Source organism: Kribbella sp. DT2 (assembly GCF_049844575.1).
Taxonomy (GTDB): Bacteria; Actinomycetota; Actinomycetes; order Propionibacteriales; family Kribbellaceae; genus Kribbella.
Genome location: NZ_JBNCLH010000017.1, coordinates 43,469 through 66,921, shown reverse-complemented (window position 1 = coordinate 66,921; position 23,453 = coordinate 43,469). Strand labels below are relative to the sequence as shown.

The following is a 23,453-nucleotide window of genomic DNA, read 5'->3' as shown; positions in this document are numbered from 1 at the left end:
CGACCTTCGAGGTCTTCCGCAGGGTCGGGTGGCGGGCTAGCGTCCCGGGCAGATTGTCCTGTCTTGGGAGGGGAACCCGCGATGCTCAGGTTCGTCATGCGCCGTGCTCGTTGGCTGGCTGGGGCGACCGCGGTCGCCGTGGTCGCCGTGGGGCTGGGTACGCCGTCCGCGGCGCCGGCTGGTCCGTCCGCCGAGCGGGTGATCACGCTCGCCGGGTCGCTGCAGAGTGAGTTGGGCTGTGCTGCCGACTGGGATCCGGGGTGTGCCGCGAGCACCCTCGGCGCGGCCGCGCCGTACAGCAAGGTCTTCGACGTGCCCGCCGGCAGCTACGAGTACAAGGTGAGCGTCAACGGCGGCTGGGACGAGAACTACGGCGCCGGCGGCGTGCTGAACGGCGCGAACATTCCGTTGACAATCGACGGGCCGGCCAAGCTGCGGTTCAGCTACGACGACACGACGCACGTCGTCAGCGTCGCGCCGGTCAACCTGGCCGGGCCGACACCGACCGCGGCCGACAAGGCGCTCGCGAGCCCGAGTCTGCGGCAGGACCTGACCAAGGAACGCTTCTACTTCCTGATGGCCGACCGGTTCGCCAACGGCGACAAGTCGAACGACGCGGGCGGCCTGACGGGCGACCGGCTCAGCACCGGGCTCGACCCGACGGACAAGGGTTTCTACCACGGCGGCGACCTGGCCGGCGTGATGCAGAAGCTCGACTACATCAAGTCACTCGGTACGACGAGCATCTGGCTGACGCCGTCGTTCAAGAACCGGCCGGTCCAGGGCGCGGGCGCGGACGTCAGCGCCGGGTACCACGGCTACTGGATCACCGACTTCACCCAGATCGACCCGCACCTGGGCACCAACGCGGACATGCAGACGCTGATCAAGCTTGCCCACGGCAAGGGCATGAAGGTCTTCTTCGACATCATCACCAACCACACCGCGGACGTGATCGCCTACCAGTCCGGCCAGTACGGCTACGTCCCGAAGGCGACGTCGCCGTACAAGGATGCCTCGGGCAACGTCTTCGACGACAAGCAGTACGCCGGCGGCGACACCTTCCCGCCGCTCGACAAGAACACGAGCTTCCCGAACGTGCCGGTCTTCAAGACCCCGGCCGACGAGACCGTGAAGCAGCCGGCCTGGCTGAACGACCCGACGCTCTACCACAACCGCGGCGACTCGACCTTCGCCGGCGAGAGCGCCGAGTACGGCGACTTCGTCGGCCTGGACGACCTGTTCACCGAGCAGCCGAAGGTCCGCGACGGGATGATCGACGTCTACAGGACGTGGGCCGAGCTCGGCATCGACGGGTTCCGGATCGACACCGTCAAGCACGTGAACCTGGAGTTCTGGCAGAAGTTCTCGCCGGAGATCCTGAAAGCGGCCAAGGCCAAGGCCAAGGGCAGCAAGGACTTCTTCATGTTCGGCGAGGTCTTCGACGCCGACCCGAAGCTCATGTCGACGTACACGACGTCCGGCGCGCTGCAGGCGACGCTCGACTTCGGGTTCCAGCAGAACGCGGTGGCCTTCGCGAAGGGTGATCCGAGCACGAAGCTGCGGGACCTGTACGCGAACGACGACTACTACACCGACGCGGACTCGAACGCCTACCAGTTGCCGACGTTCCTCGGGAACCACGACATGGGCCGGGTCGGCACGTTCCTCAAGCAGGGCGGCGCGAACGGCCAGGAGCTGCTGCAGCGGGACAAGCTCGCCCACTCACTGATGTTCCTGACCCGCGGCCAGCCGGTCATCTACTACGGCGACGAGCAGGGTTTCACCGGTCCGGGCGGTGACAAGGACGCGCGGCAGGACATGTTCGCGACCAAGACCACCGACTACGCCGACGACGAGGTCGTCGACGGAACAGGATTGTCAACAATCGGCAACAAGGACTCCTTCAGCACCAAGGCGCCGATGTACAAGCACATCGCGGAGCTGCAGAAGCTGCGCGCCAAGTACCCGGCACTGAGCGACGGCACCCAGATCCACCGCTACTCCTCGAACACCGGCGGCCTGTACGCGTTCAGCCGGCTCGGCGCGGACAAGACCGAGTACCTGGTGATTGCCAACAATGCGACAACCGCCAAGGCGGCGACGATCCCGACGTACGGGTCGAAGGTCTTCAAGCCCGTGTACGGCGGGAGCAAGTCCGTCGTCACCGACCGGGAAGGACGGGTCCAGCTGACCCAGCCGCCGCTGTCGGTCACGGTCTACCAGGCCCAGTCGAAGGTCCCGCACCGCTCGAAGGCGCCGGCTGTTTACATGAGCTCCCCCGAGCTGGGCGCACCGGTTGGCGGCCGCGCCGAGATCGCCGCAGCGGTCCCGGAGAACACCCCGGTAACGGTCACGTACGGCGTCCGCCCGGTCGGTACGACGACGTGGCAACGACTCGGATCCGACGACAACGCGCCGTACCGGGTGTTCCACGACGTGTCGAAGCTTGCCAAGGGCACGCTGCTCGAGTACCGGGCCGTGCTCAAGGATGCGTCGGGCAACTACTCGGTCTCCGGCTCGTACGGCGTGGTCGGCGACCCAGCTCCGGCCGGCGGTGGTGGAGGCGGCGGAACCGGTCCGGTGACCCAGCCCGCGAACGTCAGCATGGCCGGCGACCACAACAGCGAGATGGGCTGCCCCGCGGACTGGTCGCCGGACTGCGACCAGGCGCAACTGACGCTCGACCCGAAGGACAAGGTCTGGAAGGGCACGTACACGCTGCCCGCGGGCGAGCACGCCTACAAGGCGGCGATCAACAAGGTGTGGGACGAGAACTACGGTGCCGGAGGCAACCTCAACGGCGCGAACATCTCCTACACCGCACCTGCCACGCCGACCACGTTCTACTACGAGCACGGCCGGCACTTCGCCACTTCGGACGCGCAGGGCCCGATCATCACGGTGCCGGGATCGTTCCAGTCCGAGCTCGGCTGTCCGGCCGACTGGTCACCCGACTGCATGCGTCCCTGGTTGACCGACCAGGACGGCGACGGCACCTTCACCTGGTCGACGAGCGAGTTGGGAACGGGCAGCTATGAGGCGAAGGTCGCGCACGGTCTGTCGTTCGACGAGAGCTACGGCCAAGGCGGCAGCCCGAGCGGCGCGAACATCCCGATCAGCGTTCCGGGCGATGGGCTGGTCGTCACCTTCTCCTACGTGCTCGCGACCCACCTGCTGACCGTGACGACGTCCAAGCCGGGCGCGCAGCCCGATCTCAAGCAGGCGAAGGCGCACTGGGTGGGCAAGGACCTGCTCGCCGTACCGCCGGTGGCGCACCCGGAGCGGTCACGGTGGCGGCTGCACTGGGCGCCGACCGGCGGGCTCGCGGTCGACGCGGACGACATCGGCGGCTTGTCGGCCGGACTCCGGGTCGATCCAGCAGGATTGTCAACAAAAGTACTGGCGAAGTACCCGGCGCTGAAGGGGTACACGGCGCTGCGGCTCGACAACGCCGACGCGCGCAAGATCCTGAAGGGCCAGCTCGGGCTCGCCCAGTACGACGACGCCGGGCGGCTGCTCGACGCGACCGGGGTGCAGATCCCCGGCGTGCTGGATGACCTGTACGGGTCGGCGACCGGCCGTTCGTACGGCGTGACGTGGCACGGCGGCGTACCACGGTTCACCTTGTGGGCGCCGACGGCGCAGAAGGTGTCGCTGCTGGCCGGCGGGCAGCGGCTGGCGATGCGGGCGTCCGCGGACGGATCGTGGACAATCGACGGGCTCCGGGCCTGGAAGAACGCGAACTACCGGTACGAGGTGACGGTCTTCGCACCGAGCACGGGCAAGGTGGAGACCAACGTGGTCACCGATCCGTACTCGGTCGCGCTCACCACCGACTCGGCGTACTCGGTCGCCGTCGATCTCGACGACCCGGCCGGGAAGCCCACGCTGTGGTCGCGGACTCCGGTGCCGCCGCCGGCGCGCTCGGTGGATTCGACAATCTACGAACTGCACGTGCGCGACTTCTCGATCAACGACCCCACGGTCCCGGCCGCGCACCGCGGGACCTACCTCGCGTTCGCCGACGAGGGCGACGGGACCAAGCACCTGCGCAAGCTCGCGCAGGCCGGCCTGAACACGGTTCACCTGTTGCCGACATTCGACATCGCGTCGATCCCCGAGGGTGCGCAGGACAAGCCCGCGTGCGACCTGAAGGCGCTGCCGCCGGACTCGGAGCAGCAGCAGGCGTGCGTCACGGCGGTCGCGGCGAAGGACGGGTTCAACTGGGGCTACGACCCGTACCACTGGCTCGCGCCGGAGGGCTCGTACGCCGTGCAGAAGGACGGCCTGAGCCGGGTCGCGGAGTTCCGCACGATGGTCGGCGGTCTGCACAAGTCGGGGCTGCGGGTCGTGCTCGACCAGGTCTACAACCACACGCCGGCCGCTGGTCAGGCGCCGACATCGGTGCTCGACAAAGTTGTCCCCGGCTACTACCAGCGGCTGAACGCGACTGGTGGGGTCGAGACCTCGACCTGCTGCAGCAACATCGCGACCGAGCACGCGATGGCCGAGAAGATCATGGTCGACAGCACGGTGGCGTGGGCCCGCAACTACAAGGTCGACGGGTTCCGGTTCGACCTGATGGGGCATCACAGCAAGGCGAACATGCTGAAGGTCCGCGCCGCGCTCGACAAGCTGACGGTCGGGCGCGACGGCGTCGACGGCAAGAAGGTCGTCCTGTACGGCGAGGGCTGGAACTTCGGCGAGGTCGCCGACGACGCGCTGTTCGAGCAGGCCACGCAGGGCAACCTCGGCGGGACCGGGATCGGGACGTTCTCGGACCGGCTGCGGGACGCCGTACGCGGTGGTGGTCCGTTCGACGAGGACCCGCGCGTGCAGGGCTTCGGATCGGGCGCGGCGAGCGATCCGAATGGTGCTCCGGTCAACGGTTCTCCGGCCGAGCAGGCCAAGCGGCTGGCTCACGACACCGATCTGGTGCAGCTCGGGCTGGCGGGGAACCTGCGGGCGTTCAGCTTCCGGTCGGCGGGCGGTGGCGCCGTCGTACGGGGTGATGGGGTGGACTACAACGGATCGCCTGCCGGGTACGCGGATCAGCCGAACGAGGTCATCACCTACGTGGATGCCCATGACAACGAGACGTTGTGGGACTCGCTGACCTTCAAGTTGCCGACGGCAATGCCGATGGCCGACCGGGTTCGGATGAATACGTTGTCATTGGCAACGACCGCGCTGGCGCAGACACCGTCGTTCTGGCACGCCGGAGCAGACCTGCTGCGGAGCAAGTCACTGGACCGGAACTCGTACGACTCCGGTGACTGGTTCAACCAGCTGGACTGGACGGGCGCGGACAACGGGTTCGGGCACGGACTGCCGCCGAAGCCGGACAACGAGGCGAAGTGGTCGTACATGAAGCCGCTGCTCGGCAACGCCGCCCTGAAACCGACGGCCGCTGACGTGGCGACCGCGTCCGCAGCGGCGGCCGACTTGCTGAAGCTGAGGTTCTCGACGCCGCTGTTCCGGCTGGGGTCGGCGCAGCTGATCAACCAGAAGGTGAGCTTCCCGCTCAGCGGCACCCCAGCCGCCCTACCGGGAGTGGTCACCATGCGCATCGACGACTCTGTCGGACCGAACGTCGACCCGGCACTGAAGGGTGTGCTGATTGTCTACAACACGACAGGTTCTACCGCCACCCAGCAGCTCCCGGGCTTGACCGGTGCGAATCTGTCCCTGTCACCGGTCCAGCTGAACGGATCGGACCCGGTCGTGAAGCAGACAACGTGGACCGCGACGACCGGGACGGTGTCCGTACCGGCTCGCACGGTCGCTGTACTGGTCCAACGCTGACCGAGGCCGCGGGCCGGTACGCCGTGCCCGCGGCCTCCACTCGCGGTCGAGGCGGCGCCGAGTGGAGGGCGCAGCGACAGAGGGGTGCGGCGATCAGGGCGGCGCACGGCCTGGGCGGCGCCGCTTCCCTCCCCCTCAGGGGATGCGGACGACGAGGGCTGCGGGCCGCGTTGCCCGGCGGAGCGCGCGGGCTGACTACGGGACGGCGTTGCCCAGCCCGGCACCCCCGAGGGCCTGGGGCGGCACGGCTTCCCTCCCCTCAGGGGATGCGGACGACGAGGGCTGCGGGCCGCATTGCCCGGCGGAACGCGCGGGCTGACTACGGGACGGTGTTGCCCAGCCCGGCACCCCCGAGGGTTGAGGGCGGGCAATGCCCAGCACCGCACGCCCGAGGGTCAAGGGCGGGCAATGCCCAGCACCGCACACCCGAGGGTTGAGCGCGCCCACTGCCCAGCGCGGAACGCGCGAGGGCCTGGGGCGGCGCCGCTCCCTCCCCGCTTCCCCTCAGGGCACGCGAACGACAAGCGCTGCAGGGTCGACCTCCGCGCTCAGGATCCGGCCGTTGCCGATCGTGTCGCCGTCGAGCTGGCGGCCGACGACCTTGTCGGCCTTGACCTGGATCCGCTGGCCCGTGAAGCGCTCGATGTGGCGGCCCTCGTTGAGGGACTTGATCACCAGGCTGAGCGCCAGCCGCGGCCAGTGGCTGATCCGGCGGGGAGCAAGTACGACGAGGTCGATCTTGCCGTCGTCGGGCTTGGCGTCGGGCAGCAGCGGGATGTTCGCCTGCAGGGTGCCGACGTTGCCGATCACCACCGTGCGGGCCCGGCGGGTGATCGGCGACTTGTCGTCGACGGTGATCTCGACCTTCACGAACGGGTGGTTCAGGTTGCGCACGGTCGACACGACGTACGCCGCCCAGCCGACCCGCTTCTTCAGGTCGTCCGGGGCGTCGGCGATGATCGCGGCGTCCAGGCCGAGGCCGGCCATCACCACGAACCGGTCGTCGCCGAGCTGGTCGCCTTTCACCAGCACGCTGTCGATCCGCTGCTCGGAACCGTCCAGCAGCTGGCTCAGCGCCTCGTCGAGGTTGAGCGAGATGCCGAGGTTGCGGGCCAGCAGGTTCCCCGTACCGGCCGGAAGGACGGCAACCGGGACGTCGGTCCGCGCCAGCTCGCCACAGACCACCCGGACAGTCCCGTCACCACCGGCCACCACGACCAGTTCGACCGTCTCATCGATCGCCCGCCGCGCCATCGCGTGGCCGGCGTCGTCCTCGGTCGTCTCCAGCCAGAGCGAGTCGTCGAACCCGCGCTCGGACAGCGCGGCGTCGACCTTCGCGCGGAACTCGTCGGCGTCCCCGACCTTGATCGGGTTCAGGATCACCGCCGCCCGCGGGCGGGCGGCCGGGGCGTCCTGGGTTTCTGAGTTCACTGGGTGCCTGTTCTGTTCAGGGGTGGAGGTGCAGCATTCCACGCAGTGCCCACGAAACCCAGGTGCTACTCAGGCCGGATTGTAAACAATGTGCAGTACGCCGGTGCCGAACGGCGTCACCGAGACGAGCTCCAGCGGGATGGTCTCGGAGTCCTCGAAGAGCCGCGCACCGTGGCCGACGGCGATCGGGTGGACCAGCAGGTGCAACTCGTCGAGCACCTTGGCCCGCAGCAGCGACCGGACCAATGTCGACGATCCGACAACGCTGATGTCCTTGCCCGGGCCTTCCTTGAGCTTGGCGAGGGTCTCGATCGGGTCGCCCTCGACCAGCGTCGAGTTCTGCCACGCGTCGACGTTGTCGAGCGTCGTCGAGACGACCAGCTTCGGGGTGCTGTTCATGTGCTCGGCCATCTCGATGTCGGCGGTCGGCCAGAACGAGGCGAACTCCTCGTACGTCCGGCGGCCGACCAGCATGGTGTCCGAGCGCGCGGTGAGCGCGTCGACCTGCGCGCCCATCGCATCGTCGAAGTACTGGAAGTGCCAGGTGTCGGGGGCCTCGGTCACGCCGTCGAGGGAGATGAACAGGCCGGCCACGATCTTGCGCATCAGGTGCTCCTTGGAGTTCGAAAGGTTGCTCTTGCCTGTGCGTCGACCGGCGGTGGGCCGGATCGACATCGCCGCCGAGAAAGTTTTCGGCGGGCCGTCCGGGCTCGCTGCACGGTGAGCTGGGGCGCTCGCGTCGCAGTACGCGCTCACGTCGCAGTACGCCGGGCTTCGCGTCACACGGCGCCGGGCCTCGCGTCGCAATACGCCGCGTCTCACGTCGCACAGCGCCGCACTTCGCGTCGCACGGCGCCGGGCCTCGCGTCGCAGTACGCCGCGTTTCGCGTCGCACGACGCCGGGCTTCGCCGCACGGCGCCGGGCCTCTCCCCGTACACCGCTCGCAGCCCGTCTCACGGCGCGCCAAGCGTGGGTGATTTTGTCGGACCCGGCGGCTAGCGTGCTTCGGGTGACTCTTCCCCGCAGTACACCGGCAGACCAGGGACTTTCCAGCGAGGGCCTCGACGGGTTCGTCGCCGCGCTGGACGCGTCCAAGCAGGAGCTCCACACGCTGATCGTGCTGCGGCGCGGTCACGTCGTGCTGGAGCGCGAGTGGTCGCCGTACCGGCTGGCCGATCGGCACCTGCTGTTCTCGGTGTCGAAGAGCTTCACCTCGACGGCCGTCGGGCTGGCGGTCGAGGCCGGGCTGCTGTCGGTGGACGACAAGGTGGTGTCGTTCTTCTCCGGCGACGACCTGCCGGACAAGATCAGCGACAACCTGGCCGCGATGGAGGTCCGGCACCTGCTGACGATGTCGACCGGGCACTCCGCCGACACCGTCGACCGGCTCGGCCGGACCGGGCGGATGGTGCAGGGGTTCTTCCAGCTGGACGTCGAGAACGCGCCGGGCGCGCCGTTCGTCTACAACAGCGGGGCGACGTACATCCTGTCCGCGATCGTGCAGAAGGTGACCGGCGAGAAGCTCACCGAGTACCTGCGGCCGCGGCTGTTCGAGCCGCTCGGGATCACCGAGGCGATCTGGGAGACGTCCGACGAGGGCATCAACATGGGCGGCTGGGGCCTGAGCCTCAACACGCACTCCCTGGCGGCGTTCGCTCAGCTGCTGGTGCAGCGCGGCGAGTGGGAGGGCAAACAGCTCGTCCCGGCCGCGTGGATCGACGCGGCGACGTCCGCGCAGGTCGACAACAGCAACCAGGACAACCCGGACTGGAAGCAGGGGTACGGGTACCAGTTCTGGCGCGGGCGTCACAACTCGTACCGGGGTGATGGGGCGTTCGGGCAGTACGTCCTGGTGCTGCCCGACCACGACTCGGCCGTGCTGATCACGAGCGCGTCGCCGGACATGCAGGCGACGATGAACGTGATCTGGGACCACTTGCTGCCGGTGCTGGAGGGCAAAGAGGTGAGCGGTACGGCGAAGGAGTCGCTGGAAATTCTGCCGCCGGCCGGGCCTGCACCTGCGGCTGGTGATGGGCAGACCTACACGTTCGCGACCAACGACCACGGGCTGTCGGCGGTACGGCTGGACGCGGACGGCGGCGGGACCTTCACCCTCGACGCGGCACGGCCGGGGGAATCGGGCACGCAGGAGATCACGTTCGCGCCGGGCGACTGGACCGAGCAGCCCTACACGCTGCGCGATCCGGCGCAGCGCATGGTCACTTCGGCGTACGGCGACGGCGAGACCTTCGTCGCGACGGCGCGGTTGCTGGAGGCGCCGTTCGTGATGACGTTGCGGTGCCGGGTGGTCGACGGGCGGCTGTCGGTCGGCGTCAACTACAACGTCGGATTCGGGACGACCGACGAGACCCTCGTCTCCGAGTGAGCGACCGCGGCTGGGGCGGGCCGCCGCTGAACCGTCCAGCTGAAGCGGGGCACCCGCTGAACCGCCGTGGCTGAGGCCGGCCGGGTTTCCGCGGCTGAGGCGGGCGGGGCTCCCGCCGCGGTTGAAGGCGGGCCGCCCAGCGAACCACCGCGACAGCCACCGCGTCGCTCGTGTCGAACCCGGCATCCCTGACCGCCATCCAGATCCCGGCCTCGACCGCGAGCCCCAGCTCGGCGAGCAGCGGGTAAGCGATCGCGAACGGCGGCTGAAGCGGGCTGCCACTGAACCGCTGCGGCTGAAGGCGGGCCGTTGGTGAACCACCACCGCGGCTGACCGCGGCCCGCCGGGCTCAGTCGCGGCGGGCGAAGGTCAGCGTCTCGCCGCGGGCGCCGCCCATCCAGAGGTCCTGGCAGGCGGCGGCCATCTCGGTGAGACCCTCGGTGATCGCGCCGAACACGTTGCCCGGGACCCAGCCCTGGTCGCCGTTGATCAGCAGGTTGTTGCGCCCGTAGAACAGGGCGAGGTCGACGATCGCCCCCGTCGTACCGGTGCCCGTGCTGTTCTCGTACCCGTACGCCGGGTTGCCCAGATCGTCGGAGTCGAACGAGAACCAGCACAGGTCCCCCGGGATCGGCGTCACCGTCGTGTTCTCCTTGCCCGGATCGGCCGGCGCGAACGCCGGGAGCAGCGTGTAGATCTCGTTGCGCGCGTACTTGCCGTGGAACACCGGCGCCGACAACGGCAACGCGTCCCACACCGCCGCCGCGGTGCGCGGTGCCTCCTCGTCGAGCAACCGGGCGACGCAGCTGACGCCACGCTTGTCCAGGGTCACGGTGATGAACCGGCTCATCAGGCCTCCTGCAGGGACGGGACACGGGTGTGCCATGCGGTCGCGGACTGGTACGCCTGCCCGACCCGGAGCACCAGAGCGTCGGCATGCCTTTTGCTGACAATCTGCAATCCGATCGGCAGCCCCTCGCTGGTGAATCCGCAAGGAACGCTCAGGGCCGGCTGCTGGGTGAGGTTGAACGGATACGTGTACGGCGTCCAGCTGGTCCAGTCCGGCGACGCCGAACCGTCCGGCACGTCCTGACCGACAGCGAACGCGGGCAACGGAAGCGTCGGCGTCAGCAGTACGTCGTACTGCTGGTGGAACACGCCCATCAACCGGCCGAGCTCCATCCTGGTCGCGGTCGCGTCGAGGAAGTCCGACGCGGTGAAGCGGGCCCCGGCGTCGGCAGTACGACGCAGGCCGGGGTCGACCAGGTCGCCCACCGCGTCGCCGTACCCCTGCAGAACCTTCGCGGCCCCGGAGAACCAGAGCACGTTGAACGCCTCGATCGGATCCCCGAATCCCGGATCGACCTCGCTCACCTCGGCGCCGGCCGCCTGCAGGACCTCCGCCGCAGCCCGGACCGCGGCGTCCACCTCCGGATGATTGTCAACAAAACCAAGATCGGGCGAGAAACCGATCCGCAGACCGGCGACACCGTCGTCGATGCCGTCGAGAAAGGAGCGTGCAGGCGTCGGCATCGCAGACCAGTCGCGCGGGTCGAATCCGGTGATCACATCGAGCAGCGCCGCGTTGTCGCGGACCGTACGCGTCATCGGTCCCGCGTGGGACAGCGTGCCGAACGCGCTCGGCGGGAAGAGCGGGATCAGCCCGTACGTCGGCTTGAGCGCGACCGTGCCGGTGAACGCGGCCGGGATCCGCACCGATCCGCCGCCGTCGGTACCGACCGACCATGCCCCCATGCCGAGGCCAACCGCCGTCGCCGATCCACCGCTGGATCCGCCCGACGTCTTCGTCGGATCCCAGGGGTTGCCGGTCGCGCCGTACTTGATCGAGTCGGTGACGCCCTTCCACGAGTACTCCGGGGTGGTCGTCTTGCCGAGGATCACCGCGCCGGTCTCCCGCAGCCTCGCCACTGCCGGAGCGTCCTCGTCCCACGGCCCGGCCTCGTCGATCAGGTGACTACCGCGCAGGGTCGGCCAGTCTTTTGTCCACAATGCGTCCTTGATCGAGGTCGGCACGCCGTCGCCGGGGCCCAGTGGCTCCCCTGAGTGCCACCGGGCCTCCGACTGCTTCGCGGCGGCCAGCGCTCCTTCGTGATCGACCAGGACGAAGGCGTTCACCTGTTCGTCGTACCGGTCGATCGCGTCCAGTGCCTCCTGCGTGGCCTCGACCGGGGAGATCGTCTTGCGCCGGTAACCCTCGACCAGTTCGACCGCTGTCACCGACCACCACCTCCGGGTACGTAACCGAGTTTTTTGTCGACAACATTGAGCAACGGCTCGCCGGCGACCCACCGCCGGACGTTGTCCGCGAACTGCGCGGCCAGCGTGTCCCGCCAGCCGATCACGTCACCCGACATGTGCGCGGTGACGGTGGTGTTCGGCGCCTCCCAGAGCGGATGATCCGGAGGCAGCGGCTCGGTGGCGAAGACGTCGAGAGTCGCACCGCCGAGCGCACCCTGGGAGAGCGCGGTCAGCAAGGCGCCCTCATCCACCAGCGGGCCGCGACCGACGTTCACCAGGTGGGCGTCAGTCTTCAGGTGAGCGAGCACCTCGGCGTCGACGACGCCCCTGGTCGCGGGGGTCAGCGGGGCCGCGAGGATCAGGTAGTCGCACCAGGCAGCCTCGGCAGCCAGGTTGCTGGCGGCAACGATCTGGCCGAAGTCGGGATCGCCGGGGAGCGCTCTCCGCCCGGCGCCGCGAACCTCGAGACCGGCCGCGGTCAGCAGGCGAGCTGTGGCTCGGCCGATGCCGCCGGTGCCGACGACCAGGGCCTTCGCGCCGGCGATGCTTCGGGTCTCGCGATGCTTCCACTCATGCCGGCGTTGCAGCTCGAGGCTGCCCCGGGTGTCCTTCGCGGCGGCGATCACCGCACCCAGGACGTACTCGGCGATCGGGCGGTCGAAGACTCCACGGGCGTTCGTCACCACCACGTCGGAGTCACGCAGCCCGTCGAAGAGCAGCGTGTCGACCCCGGCGGCGGTGACGTGGATCCACTCGACCGACCCCGCCTCGGACCACACGTCGCGGACCGCGGTGGAGAAGTAGTCCCACAGCATCAGGCCCCGCGCTCCGCGCACCGCCTCGGCCAGACCGTCGGCCGCGCAGTACCGGAACTCGACCGGCAGCCCTTCCAGCCCGGGCGGCCGATCCGAGGATTGTTCACAAAGGACCGCGACGACTGGACCCTCGGCAGTTGGCGGCACGCTGTCGAGGCTAGAAACCGTCCGTAGGATTGTCAACAATCCCTTGTTTCCGGGACGGTCCGGACCCCACACTGAGTCCCATGATTCAGGCTCCTCCCCTGCTGCAGACAGGGATCGGCGTCGTCGCGCCGTACGACTTCGCGCTCGACCGCGAACTGTGGCGCTGGGTGCCCGACGACGTGAGCCTGTACCTGACCCGGCTGCCGTACGTCCCGCTCGCCGCGACCGTCGAGATGGCGATGCACATCTCCTCCCCGGCCCTGGTCGCCCGGAGCGCGATCGACGTGCTCGCCGTCTCGCCGCTGGTCACCGCGTACGCCTGCACGTCGGGCAGCTTCATCGGCGGTGTCGCCGGCGAGGCCCGCATGGTCGCCGCGATGGAGGACGCCGGCGCGCCGACCGCCGTCACGACCAGCGGCGCGCTCCTGATCGCCCTCCGCCAGCTCGGCCTCACGCGAATCGCCGCCGTCACGCCGTACACCGAAGACCTCACCGACGGCCTCGTCGCCTACCTCGCCGAGGCCGAGGTCGAGGTCGTCGCGACCGCCGGGCTCGGCCTCACCTCCGAGATCTGGACCGTGCCGTACGAGACGACCCGCGACCTGGTCCGCGACACCGACACCCCGGACGCGCAGGCCGTCTTCGTCAGCTGCACGAACCTGCCGACGTACGACGTGATCGCGATCCTGGAGGCCGAGCTCGGCAAGCCGGTGCTCACCGCGAACCAGGTGACGATGTGGTCCGCGCTGACGATTGCCGGCCGTCCGGCGATCGGTCCCGGTCAACGACTGCTCGCGGCCTGAGGGAGGACGACGATGCCGAGCGACATCCTGGTGCAGGCGGTCGACGCCACCGAGTACACAGGCCGGCTGGCGCGCGTCCGCGAGATCATGCGAGAGCGCTCTCTGGCCGGTCTCGTGGTGACCGATCCGGCGAACCTCTTCTACCTGACCGGGTACGACGCCTGGTCGTTCTACACGCCGCAGTGCTTGGTGCTCCCGGCCGAGGGCGAGCCGCACCTGTTCGCCCGGGCGATGGACGCGGCGGGCGCGGCGTTCACCTGCAACCTGCGCGCGGACCAGATCCAGGGATATCCGGAGGATTTGGTGCACCGGCCGGACGTGCATCCGTTCGACTGGATCGCCGAGAGAGCGCGCACGCTGCTGCCCGACGGTGAGACGATCGCCGTCGAGGCCGACTCGCACTACTTCTCCGCCCGCGGTTATCTTGCCCTAGGCAACGGCCTGCCGGGGCGTCGGTTGGTCGACTCGGCCGAGCTGGTCAACTGGGTCCGGCTGGTCAAGTCGCCGCACGAGCTGGCCCAGCTGCGGATCGCGGGAAAGATCGCGGCGACGGCGATGCGGATCGCCTGCGACCAGCTCCGGCCCGGGCGCCGGCAGTGCGACCTGGTCGCGGAGATCATGGCCGCACAGGCGATCGGTACGCCGGAACACGGCGGCGACTACCCCGCGATCGTGCCGATGCTGCCGACCGGCGAGGCGGCCGGTACGCCGCACCTCACGTGGACCGACCGGGTCTTCCGGGCCGGCGAAGCGACGACGATCGAACTGGCCGGCGTCTTCGGCCGGTACCACGCGCCGCTCGCCCGTACGGTGATGCTCGGCGACCCGCCCCCGCGCCTCACCGAGACGGCGAAAGTAGTTGCCGAGGGCCTGCAAGCGACGCTGGAGTCCATCCGCCCCGGCGTCACCGGCAGCGCGGTTCACGCCGCCTTCGACACCGTCATTCGCGCGCACGGTCTGCGCAAGGAATCGCGAATCGGGTACTCGATCGGCATCGGCTACCCACCCGACTGGGGCGAACGCACCGTCTCACTGCGCCCCGGCGAGACCACCGAGCTCACCGCCGGCATGGCCTTCCACGTGATCCTCGGCATGTGGATGGACGGCTGGGGCTACGAACTGTCCGAGCCGGTGGTCGTGACCAGCACCGGCGTAGAACGCCTCACCGACCTGCCACCCGACCTCACCATCAGGAGGTAACACCGTGCCGACCACCCCAGCAGCCAACCAGCCGCCCGGCAACTCCGCCGAGCCGACAAGATTGGCGGGGACGCAGGGCGCCCGGGCCGACCAAGCGCAGGGCGTCGGGGGTGATGCGACGCGGGAGGCCGAGCGCGGCGCGGCGCAGGAGGCCGGGGCCGGCGCAGCGCCGCGCGTTCGAGCCGAGGAAGCACAGAGCACCAGGAGCGGCGCAGCGCAGGACGGCCGAGCCGACGAGGCACGGGATGTCGGGGCCGGCGCACCGCCGGGCGCTCACGCCAGCGGAACTCGCGATGCCCGAGCCAACCAGTTGCAGAGCACAACAGGCGACGCGGTGCGAGACGCCGGTCCGGTGGCCGACGTACGCAGTGCCGCCGCGGGCAGGGCATCAGGCGCGGCGCGGCTCCTGTCTTCTCCGCGGGTGACGCTGCCGCCGGGCCTTCCGTACGCCGAGCGCGCGGCCGGGCTGGTCGGGTCGGTGATCGACTCCAGTACGTCGCTGCTGCAGAAGCAGGAGCACGACATCGTTCGGCTGGCGATGGGTAGCCCGGCTGCCGAGGCCGTGCCGACGGCGATTCTCGCGGGCATCGCCGAGTCCGCGTTGGCGCTGCCCGACGCGTACGACTACGCGGCGACCGAGGGAGACCCGCCGCTGCACGCGGCCTTGCTCGACGTACTGCGGGGAACGACCGACGAGACGACTGCGGACCGGTTGACCATCACCGCCGGCGGCATGCAGGGGCTCGACCTGTTCTGCAAGATCTTCGTCGACCCGGGTGACCTGGTGGTGGTCGAGTCGCCGACGTACACGAACGGCAGCGCAACCGCTCTCTCGTACGGCGCCGAACTGCTCGAAGTCCCCGTGGACGACGACGGGATGGACGTCGGCGCACTGGAGGACCTGGTCGCCGCGACCGGGCGGACGCCGAAGGCGATCTACACGATCCCGACGTTCCAGAACCCGTCCGGCGCGACCCTCTCGCTCCCCCGGCGGCACCGCTTGCTCGAGCTGGCCCGCGCGTGGGGCTCGATGGTGATCGACGACGACCCGTACGGACTGCTGCGCTTCGCCGGCAGTCCATTGCCGACAATCCGCGAGTTGGCGGCCGGCGATCCGCTGGTGTTCGCCGTACGGACCTTCTCGAAGATCGTCGCGCCGGGCCTGCGCGTCGGCTGGGTGGACACCGCGCCCGAGCTGCAGCCGCTACTGATCAGCGCGAAGCAGGCGATGGACACCTGCACGAACCTGCCGGCCCAGAGATTGTTGACAATGTTCCTGACCGGTGGGCACCTGACCGATCACCTGGTCACCCAGCGCGCGGAGTACAAGCGACGCAAGGAGGCGATGCACGCGGCGCTGACCGAGCACTTCGGCGGGATCGCGCGCTGGACCGATCCCGACGGCGGGTTCTTCCTCTGGGTGACGCTGGAGAACGGCGTCGACGCGACCGACCTGTTCGAGGTCGCCCTGGCCGAGGGGGTCGCGTACATTCCGGGGAGCGCTTTCTCGCCGAGCGGCAGGTTCCGCGACGCGCTCCGGCTGTGCTTCGCGTCCACCCCGCCGGACCGCATCCACGAAGGAGTCGCCCGGCTGCGACGAGCCGTCGATTTACAGGCGAAGAACTGACCAGCGTGGAGAGGACCCCAGGCCATATGAGCGACGCCTCCGCCGGCAAGCCAAAGCCCACGATCACCCCGACGAACCAGTCAGACCCGGGGAGCGCGACCACTGCGGCGAACCAGCCGAGCCCGGAGCCCGCGAGCGCCCCGGCGAGCCAGCCAAGCCCAGAGCCCACCATCACCCCGACGGATCAGGCCGGCCGCGAGTACACGATCACCCCCGCCGAGCAGACCGTACTCGATCGCCTCGACGAGAAGTGGCTGATCGAGCTCACCCAATCCTTGCTACAGGCAACCGGTCAGAACCCGCCAGGCGACGAGGCCGCGACCGTCGCCGTACTGAGTGCCGCGGCGACCGAGCTCGGCCTGCAGGTCATCGACACAGTCGTCGAACCCGGCCGCAACAACCTCAGCATCACCCTCCCCGGCGGCGACGAGCCAGGTCTCCTCCTGCTCGGCCACACCGACGTCGTACCGATCGGTGACGGCTGGACCACCGACCCCTTCGGCGGCGAACTGGTCGACGGCCGCATCTACGGCCGCGGCGCCTCCGACATGAAAGGCGGCCTCGCCGCGTCCCTCGCCGCCATGGCCGCTCTACGCGAAACCAACCTCCGCGGCCCCGTCGAGCTGGCCGCCCTGGTCGACGAAGAGGAAACTGGCAAGGGCATCCGCGCGTACGTCGGTTCGAAGCAGACCACCCAGCAGCGCACTCCCCCACCCGAGCACGACCACCCCACCGATCAAACAGGCGACCAGGCCGTCCAGTTCCGCGGCTGCATCACGACCGAGCCGACCGATCTGCAGACAATCATCGGCGCCCGCGGCGACTCCTACCTCCGGGTCGAGGTCCACGGCCGCGCCTGCCACGCGGGCAACCCGGCCGACGGCGCGAACGCGATCTACGGTGCGGCCGCCATCGTGGCCGAGATCGAACGCCTGCACGCGGAACTGGCCCTCGCACCCCATCCGTTGCTCGGCCCCGCGACCTGGAGCGTCGGCCAGATCCACGGCGGAACCGGCGGCTCGATCGTCCCCGCCGAGTGCGTCCTGGTCGCCGACCGCCGTCTCCTCCCCGGCGAGTCCCCCGACGCCGTCCTCGACGAACTCCGCGCCCGAGTCGCCGCCCTCCACCTGGAGGACCGGGGTCTCACCGTCGACCTCGCGATGCCGATGGAGATGCCCGCCTTCGAGACCCCCGCCGACGCCGAACTCGTCCGGGCCACCGACACGGCGCTCGCGGCCGCCGGCGGCCCCGGCCTCCCGCTCGGCGGCTGGACCGCCGCCTGCGACGGCGGCTACGTCGCCCGCGACCTCGCCGTACCGGTCGTTGTCCTAGGCCCCGGTTCGGTCACCACCCAGGCCCACCGCGCCGACGAGTCCGTCTCGGTCGAGGAACTCCTGATCGCCGCCCGCGCCTACACCCTTGCGGCCCTACGGTTGCTCGGTCGTTGAGCCGGAGAAGAAGTCCGCGCCCTGCACGTACTCCATCGCCCGCACGAACTCGGGATCGTTCATCCGCGCCGTCATCTGCTCCTCGGTGAGATCAGCGATGCGGGTCTGGATCCAGTAGAGATTGCCGAACGGGTCGCGGACGCGGCCGACCCGGTCGCCCCAGAAGAGCTCGGTCACCTCCGTCACCGAGGTGCCACCGGCGGCGACCGCCTGCCGGTGGGTCGCGTCGGCGTCGTCGACGTACAGGCGCAGGAACGCCGGGGTGACCGGCCATTCGGGGCGAGCGTCGAACATCATCACGATCGCGTTCCCGATCCGCATCTCCGCGTGCCCGACGACGCCGTGCTCGTCGACCATCTTGCCGAGATCCTCGGCGTCGAACGCCTTGGTCAGGTAGTCCATCAGGGCGAGCGTGTTCCGCGAGATCATCCACGGGGTGATGCTGGTGTAGCCCTGCGGGATCGGGGCGACGGTCATCTTGGTGCCTTCCGGTTGCGGTTGCTTGCACCGGTAACGCTAGGGGCAGTAGCGGCCAGTTCCTGACCGCTACTCCGCCGGTTTCAGGGCGGCGGCCAGGAGTTGGGTGAGATGCAGGGGACGGCGATCGGTGCCGTGGGTGATCTGGGTGCGGCAACTGAAGCCGTCGGCGAGGACCTGGGTGGACGGATCAGCAGCCCGTACGGCGGGGAGGAGAACGCGCTCTCCGACGGCCTGCGACAGCTCGTAGTGGTCGGGTTCGAAGCCGAAGTTGCCGGCCAGGCCACAGCAACCGGCGTCGGGGACGATCGCATCGATGCCTGCGGCCCGCATCACCGCGCGGTCGGCGTCGAATCCCAGTACGGCGTGCTGATGACAATGCGGCTGAACCAACGCCTCTCCCCCGACCTGCGGCGGTTGCCAGCCGGACTGGTGCAGGAACTCGGCGAACGTATGGATCGAAGCAGCCGCCGCAGCCGCGAGGTTGTTGCCCTCAAGCAGCTCGGGCGCGTCCTGGCGAAGAGCCGCAGTACAACTCGGTTCGAGGCCGACAATCGGCGTACCGGCAGCAAGGTACGGCGCCAAGACCTTCAGAGAGCGCTCGATGACGTTCTTGGCCGTCCCCAGCTGCCCGGTGGAGATCCAGGTGAGCCCGCAGCACACAGGCTTCGGCGGGATGACCACCTCGTACCCGGCCGCCTCGAGCACCTCCACCGCCGCCCGGCCGATCTCCGGCGCGAGATGATCGGTCAACGTATCGGGCCAGAGCACAACCTTGCCCTTGGCACCTTCCCGCCGAACGTCTCGTCCCTCGAACCAAGCAGTGAACGTCTGCTCGGCGAACGCCGGGATCGCGCGTTCCGGCGCGATCCCGCCGAGGCGCTTGGCCAGCGGCATGCTGGCCAGACGGTTCACGAGGCGCGGAGCACGGGAGGCGAAGCGTGACCAGAGCGGGAGCCAGCCCATCGACCAGTGCGACAGCGGCCGCGCCCACGGCCGCCGGGCGTAGTGGTGGTGGGTGAACTCGGCCTTGTACGTCGCCATGTCGACGTTCACCGGGCAGTCGGACTGGCATCCCTTACAGGACAGGCACAGGTCCAGCGCGTCGCGGACCTCGGTCGACCGCCAGCCGTCCGTGACCAGATCGCCTTCGAGCATCTCCCAGAGCATGTGCGCCCGGCCGCGGGTCGAGTGCAGCTCCTCGCGCGTGACCTGGTAGCTCGGACACATCACACCGCCCGAGCTCTGGCGGCACTTGCCGATCCCGACGCAGCGCCGCTGCGCCTGCGCGAAGTCGTGATCATCATTGCCGTAGGCAAACACCGTGAGCAGCTTGCGATCCTTCGCCGGCCCGTCGTGCCGGATCGCCGCGTCGACCGGCGGCGGGTCGACGATCACGCCCGGGTTCATCACTCCGGTCGGGTCCCAGATCTGCTTCAGCTCGCCGAGCAGCCGGACGCCGTCGGCGCCGTACATCCGCTCCAGCAGTTCCGACCTGGCCCGCCCGTCACCGTGCTCGCCGGAGACCGACCCACCCAGCGACACGACGAGATCGGTCGCCTGCTCGACGAACGCCCGGTACGTCGCCAGCCCGCTCCGGCTGAGCAGGTCGAAGTCGATCCGCATGTGCATGCAACCTTCGCCGAAGTGCCCGTACGACGCCCCCGACAAGCCGTGCCGGCCGAGCAATTCGTCCAGTCCTCGCAGGTACGCACCGAGTCGCTCGGGCGGAACGGCCGCGTCCTCCCAACCACCCCACGCCTCGGCGCCGTCGGCGCGCCGCGTCGCGAGCCCGGCAGCGTCGGTGCGGCAACGCCACAGCACGCCCTGCGCTCGCGGATCGGTGACAAGGGTGGCCGTCGCGCGCGAGCCGGAGTCGCGGAGCTCTTCCAGCATCCTCTCCGCGGCACGGGCCGCCGAGGTCTCGTCGGGGCCGCCCATCTCGACCAGCAACCAGGCCCGACCGTCCGGCAGACCGGCCTGAACCGCGGCGTCGCGGACCTCGCCCGGCAGGCGCTCGACCAAGTCGCTGTTGATCGACTCCATCGTCAACGGGCCGTGCCGCAGGACGACCGGAACGCAGTCCGCCGACGAGATCGAGTCGCCAAAGCCCAGCACACACAGCACCTTCGCGGCCGGTACGGGGGTCAGGGCAACGGTCGCCTGCAGAGTCGCCGCGAAGCCGCCTTCGCTCCCACACAGCAGGCGCGCCACGTCGTACCCGTTCTCCGGCAGCAGCCGATGCAGGGCGTACCCGGAGATCTGCCGCGTGAACTGCCCGAACCGCCGCCGAATGAGCAACTCGTTGCTGTCGACAAGAGCTTGCAGTTGCCGGTGCAGCTCGCCTTCGCGCCCGGGCCGGGCGGCAAGCTCGGCCCGTACGGCGCTTACTGCGTCTGCGTCTGCGTCTGCGTCGCCGAGGGTCGTACCGGCGGGCAGGCCGCCGGCGCCAAAGGTGAGATGGGTGCCGTCGGCAAGGACTGTGTCGAGGGAGAGAAGGTTGTCGGCAGTCGTACCCCAGGCGACCGAGTGGGCACCGCAGGCATTGTTCGCAATCATGCCGCCGAGCGTGGCGCGGCTGGCGGACGACGGGTCCGCGCCGAAGGCCAATCCGTGCGGCCGGGCGGCGGCCAGCAGATCGGTGAGGACGACGCCGGGCTCCACCACCGCCGTACGACGCTCGGCATCGAGCGACAGAATCCGATTCACATGCCGCGACGCGTCGATCACCACACCGCCGATCGCATTCCCAGCCATCGACGTACCACCACCGCGCAGCGTCACCGGTGCGCCAGCGGCCGCGACCATGGCGACCGCCGCGGCCAGATCAGCCTGGTCCGCGGGGACCACAACGAGGTCCGGGACGACCCGGTAGTTCGAGCCGTCGGCCGCGTAGAGCGCGCGACTCCGAGCGTCATCACCGACGGTCCCACGCAACTCGCCCCGCAGTTCACGGACAAGCCGGCGAACGTCGTACGCCGAACCGACGCCGCCGCCTCTCGCAGACCCGCCGCCGCCACCGTTCACAGACCCACCGGCGCCACCCTTCCCAGACCCGCCAACACCGCCACTCGCGGCCCCACCGGCACCACCGCCCACAGACCCGCCAGCGCGACCGCCCACAAGCCCGGCGGCGCCGTCGCTCGCAGGCCGACCGGAGCCACCCTTCGCAGTCTCGCCGCCGCCACTGCTGGCAGACCGATCGGCGTCACCACTCGCAGACGGGTGGGCGTCATCGTCCGCCCCGGAGTGCGCGCGCTCAGGACCGTCGGAGTCGGCTGGGGTTAACATTGTCGACAATCTACCTACTCCGGTGACAGGGAGCCAGCATGGTGACAGTAGGGCTGCTCTACCCCGGCCACAGCGCGGAGGACGACTACCCGGCGCTGGAGGCACGACTCGACGGCTCGGTGCGGCTGCCGGTGGTGATCACCTCGGTCGGCGAGGACGCGCACCGGGTCGACGCGTTGCTGGATCTCGGGCGGGCCGAACGACTGGCCGACGGGGCGAGCGAGCTCGCCGCGTCCGCGCCGGACGCCGTGATGTGGGCCTGCACATCGGGCAGTTTCGTGTTCGGGCCGGAGGGCGCGCGGAACCAGGCCTCGGGGGTGGCGCAGGCGCTCGGCGTACCGGCGTCGTCGACGTCGATCGCGTTCGTCGACGCGCTGAAGCATCTCGGGCTGACCAAGGTCGCGGTCGCCGCGTCGTACCCGGAGGACGTCGCCAGGCACTTCGTCCGGTTCCTCACCGCGGGCGGCGCCGAGGTCGTCTCGATGGGCAGCCACGGAATCATCACCGCCGCCGAGGTCGGGACGCTGGACGCCGACCGCGTGATCGACATGGTCAAGGCCGCCGACCACCCCGACGCCGAGGCCGTCCTCGTACCGGACACAGCGATGCACACCTTGCAGATCGTGGACAATCTGGAAGCCGCGGTCGGCAAGCCCGTGCTCACGGCGAACCAGGTGACGGTCTGGAAGGGACTGCAACTGCTCGGCCCGGTACCGTCTCTGCCAGGGTTGGGAACTCTCTTTGGAGCACAGAAGTGACGAACTACATCGAGCCGCTGGTCCAGGAGTCGACGCCGAGCATCATCGCCGACAAGCTCCGCAAGGCCATCGGTCACGGGGAACTGAAGCCGGGCACACAGCTCGGCGAGGCTGAGCTCGCGCGCAAGCTCGGGGTCAGCCGCGGGCCGCTGCGGGAAGGCATGCAGCGGCTGACGCAGGAAGGGCTGCTGGTCGCGATCCGCAACCGCGGGCTGTTCGTGGTCGACATGACGCCGGACGACGTCCGCGACATGTACCTCGCGCGGGAAGCGGTCGAGCGCGCGGCGGCCCGGAAGATCCTGGAGGGCAGGTACGCGGCGGCCGGCCAGGAACTGATCGACATCGTCACCGAGATGGCCGCCGCCTGGACACCGTCCGCGGTCGGCGAGCTGGACATCAAGTTCCACGAGACCCTGGTCCGGCTGGCGGACAGCCCGCGGTTGTCGCGGATGCACCAGACCTTCATCACCGAGACCCGGATGTGCATCCACGCCCTCGAGGAGACCTACTCCGCCTCCGAGGTCCGGATCGAGGAGCACCTGCAGCTCGCCACAGCCATCCAGAAGGGCGAGGCCGCCCTGACAGACCAGCTCCTGGTCGCCCACATGGACGACGCCATCGCCCGACTCACCAACCGCTGACCACGCCGTACGCCGTACGCCGTACGCGCTGGTCCTGCCGTTCCTGGCCAACCTTCGGGGTGTTCCTGCTGCGGCAGTCGTTCCTGCAGTTCCCGGTGTAGCTGCGGGATGCGGCGACGATCTACGCCGACAGCGCCGCAGCGTCCCGATCATCGGCACGGCGAGCCGCCGGGCAGGTCCGGTGCCGCCGGGGATCGAGGCGCGGCAGGCGGCCGCGCCTCGCCTGCCGTGCTGAACACTTCACGCCGACCTCGGGCACCCACGGCGTGGCACGCCTGCAAACTCGCGTGCGAGTTGATGATCTCGTCGACGCGGCCGAGCAGCTCCTGCTCAGCCGGGCGCGTGCTCGTCGGTCGACTAT

16 protein-coding genes are annotated in these 23,453 nt (G+C 69.6%); 8 read left to right on the top strand and 8 right to left on the bottom strand.

The features are described 5' to 3' along the window. Window positions 1-81 precede the first annotated feature (81 nt). Window positions 82-5,808 (top strand): pullulanase-type alpha-1,6-glucosidase, encoded by a 5,727-nt coding sequence (gene pulA, locus ACLQ2O_RS40705; RefSeq protein WP_425843018.1) that lies wholly within the window; start codon window positions 82-84, stop codon window positions 5,806-5,808. Window positions 5,809-6,312: 504 nt separating this feature from the next. On the opposite strand, the gene ACLQ2O_RS40700 is transcribed toward pulA, so the two are convergent. Continuing rightward, complete coding sequence (locus tag ACLQ2O_RS40700) at window positions 6,313-7,239, bottom strand: diacylglycerol/lipid kinase family protein (RefSeq protein WP_425843016.1); 927 nt, start codon at window positions 7,237-7,239, stop codon at window positions 6,313-6,315. A gap of 69 nt (window positions 7,240-7,308) precedes the next feature. Continuing rightward, window positions 7,309-7,845: a dihydrofolate reductase family protein gene (locus ACLQ2O_RS40695; protein WP_425843014.1), complete on the bottom strand. Its 537-nt coding sequence runs from the start codon at window positions 7,843-7,845 to the stop codon at window positions 7,309-7,311. Between the two features lie 404 nt (window positions 7,846-8,249). Here ACLQ2O_RS40695 and ACLQ2O_RS40690 point away from each other — a divergent pair, with 404 nt between their 5' ends. Further along, on the top strand, window positions 8,250-9,626 hold the full coding sequence (locus ACLQ2O_RS40690) for a serine hydrolase domain-containing protein (RefSeq protein WP_425843013.1): 1,377 nt from the start codon (window positions 8,250-8,252) through the stop codon (window positions 9,624-9,626). A gap of 349 nt (window positions 9,627-9,975) precedes the next feature. Here the strand turns inward: ACLQ2O_RS40690 and ACLQ2O_RS40685 are convergent, their stop codons facing one another. From ACLQ2O_RS40685 to ACLQ2O_RS40675, 3 genes are read right to left on the bottom strand one after another with little or no spacing between them, the layout of a single operon-like run. Next, window positions 9,976-10,476, bottom strand: coding sequence for a DUF3830 family protein (locus ACLQ2O_RS40685; protein ID WP_425843011.1), 501 nt, complete (start codon window positions 10,474-10,476; stop codon window positions 9,976-9,978). Continuing rightward, entirely contained in the window at window positions 10,476-11,864 is a 1,389-nt protein-coding gene (locus tag ACLQ2O_RS40680) for an amidase (protein ID WP_425843009.1), read from the bottom strand. The genes ACLQ2O_RS40685 and ACLQ2O_RS40680 overlap by 1 nt, the downstream gene beginning before the upstream one ends. After that, entirely contained in the window at window positions 11,861-12,847 is a 987-nt protein-coding gene (locus tag ACLQ2O_RS40675) for a D-2-hydroxyacid dehydrogenase (RefSeq protein WP_425843007.1), read from the bottom strand. Before ACLQ2O_RS40675 ends, ACLQ2O_RS40680 begins: the two co-directional genes overlap by 4 nt. 80 nt (window positions 12,848-12,927) lie before the next feature. On the opposite strand from ACLQ2O_RS40675, the gene ACLQ2O_RS40670 reads away from it, so the two are divergent. The 4 genes from ACLQ2O_RS40670 to ACLQ2O_RS40655 are packed head-to-tail and all read left to right on the top strand — an operon-like array spanning window position 12,928 to window position 17,925. After that, window positions 12,928-13,650: a maleate cis-trans isomerase family protein gene (locus tag ACLQ2O_RS40670; protein WP_425843005.1), complete on the top strand. Its 723-nt coding sequence runs from the start codon at window positions 12,928-12,930 to the stop codon at window positions 13,648-13,650. A gap of 12 nt (window positions 13,651-13,662) precedes the next feature. Beyond that, entirely contained in the window at window positions 13,663-14,850 is a 1,188-nt protein-coding gene (locus ACLQ2O_RS40665; RefSeq protein ID WP_425843003.1) for a M24 family metallopeptidase, read from the top strand. 4 nt (window positions 14,851-14,854) lie between these two features. Continuing rightward, a complete protein-coding gene (locus ACLQ2O_RS40660) occupies window positions 14,855-16,477 on the top strand; it encodes a PLP-dependent aminotransferase family protein (protein WP_425843001.1) in 1,623 nt (540 codons plus the stop codon). Window positions 16,478-16,503: 26 nt separating this feature from the next. Next, on the top strand, window positions 16,504-17,925 hold the full coding sequence (locus tag ACLQ2O_RS40655) for a M20/M25/M40 family metallo-hydrolase (RefSeq protein WP_425842999.1): 1,422 nt from the start codon (window positions 16,504-16,506) through the stop codon (window positions 17,923-17,925). On the opposite strand, the gene ACLQ2O_RS40650 is transcribed toward ACLQ2O_RS40655, so the two are convergent. Further along, a complete protein-coding gene (locus ACLQ2O_RS40650) occupies window positions 17,905-18,402 on the bottom strand; it encodes a VOC family protein (protein ID WP_425842997.1) in 498 nt (165 codons plus the stop codon). The two genes, ACLQ2O_RS40655 and ACLQ2O_RS40650, sit on opposite strands and share 21 nt — an antisense overlap. A gap of 69 nt (window positions 18,403-18,471) precedes the next feature. Beyond that, a complete protein-coding gene (locus tag ACLQ2O_RS40645) occupies window positions 18,472-21,429 on the bottom strand; it encodes an FAD-binding and (Fe-S)-binding domain-containing protein (protein ID WP_425842995.1) in 2,958 nt (985 codons plus the stop codon). A gap of 302 nt (window positions 21,430-21,731) precedes the next feature. On the opposite strand from ACLQ2O_RS40645, the gene ACLQ2O_RS40640 reads away from it, so the two are divergent. After that, entirely contained in the window at window positions 21,732-22,451 is a 720-nt protein-coding gene (locus ACLQ2O_RS40640; protein WP_425842993.1) for a maleate cis-trans isomerase family protein, read from the top strand. Beyond that, window positions 22,448-23,092, top strand: coding sequence for a GntR family transcriptional regulator (locus tag ACLQ2O_RS40635; RefSeq protein WP_425842991.1), 645 nt, complete (start codon window positions 22,448-22,450; stop codon window positions 23,090-23,092). Before ACLQ2O_RS40640 ends, ACLQ2O_RS40635 begins: the two co-directional genes overlap by 4 nt. A gap of 149 nt (window positions 23,093-23,241) precedes the next feature. Here the strand turns inward: ACLQ2O_RS40635 and ACLQ2O_RS40630 are convergent. Continuing rightward, window positions 23,242-23,453 (bottom strand): hypothetical protein (locus ACLQ2O_RS40630; RefSeq protein ID WP_425842989.1); only part of this gene is annotated, 212 nt, incomplete at its 5' end.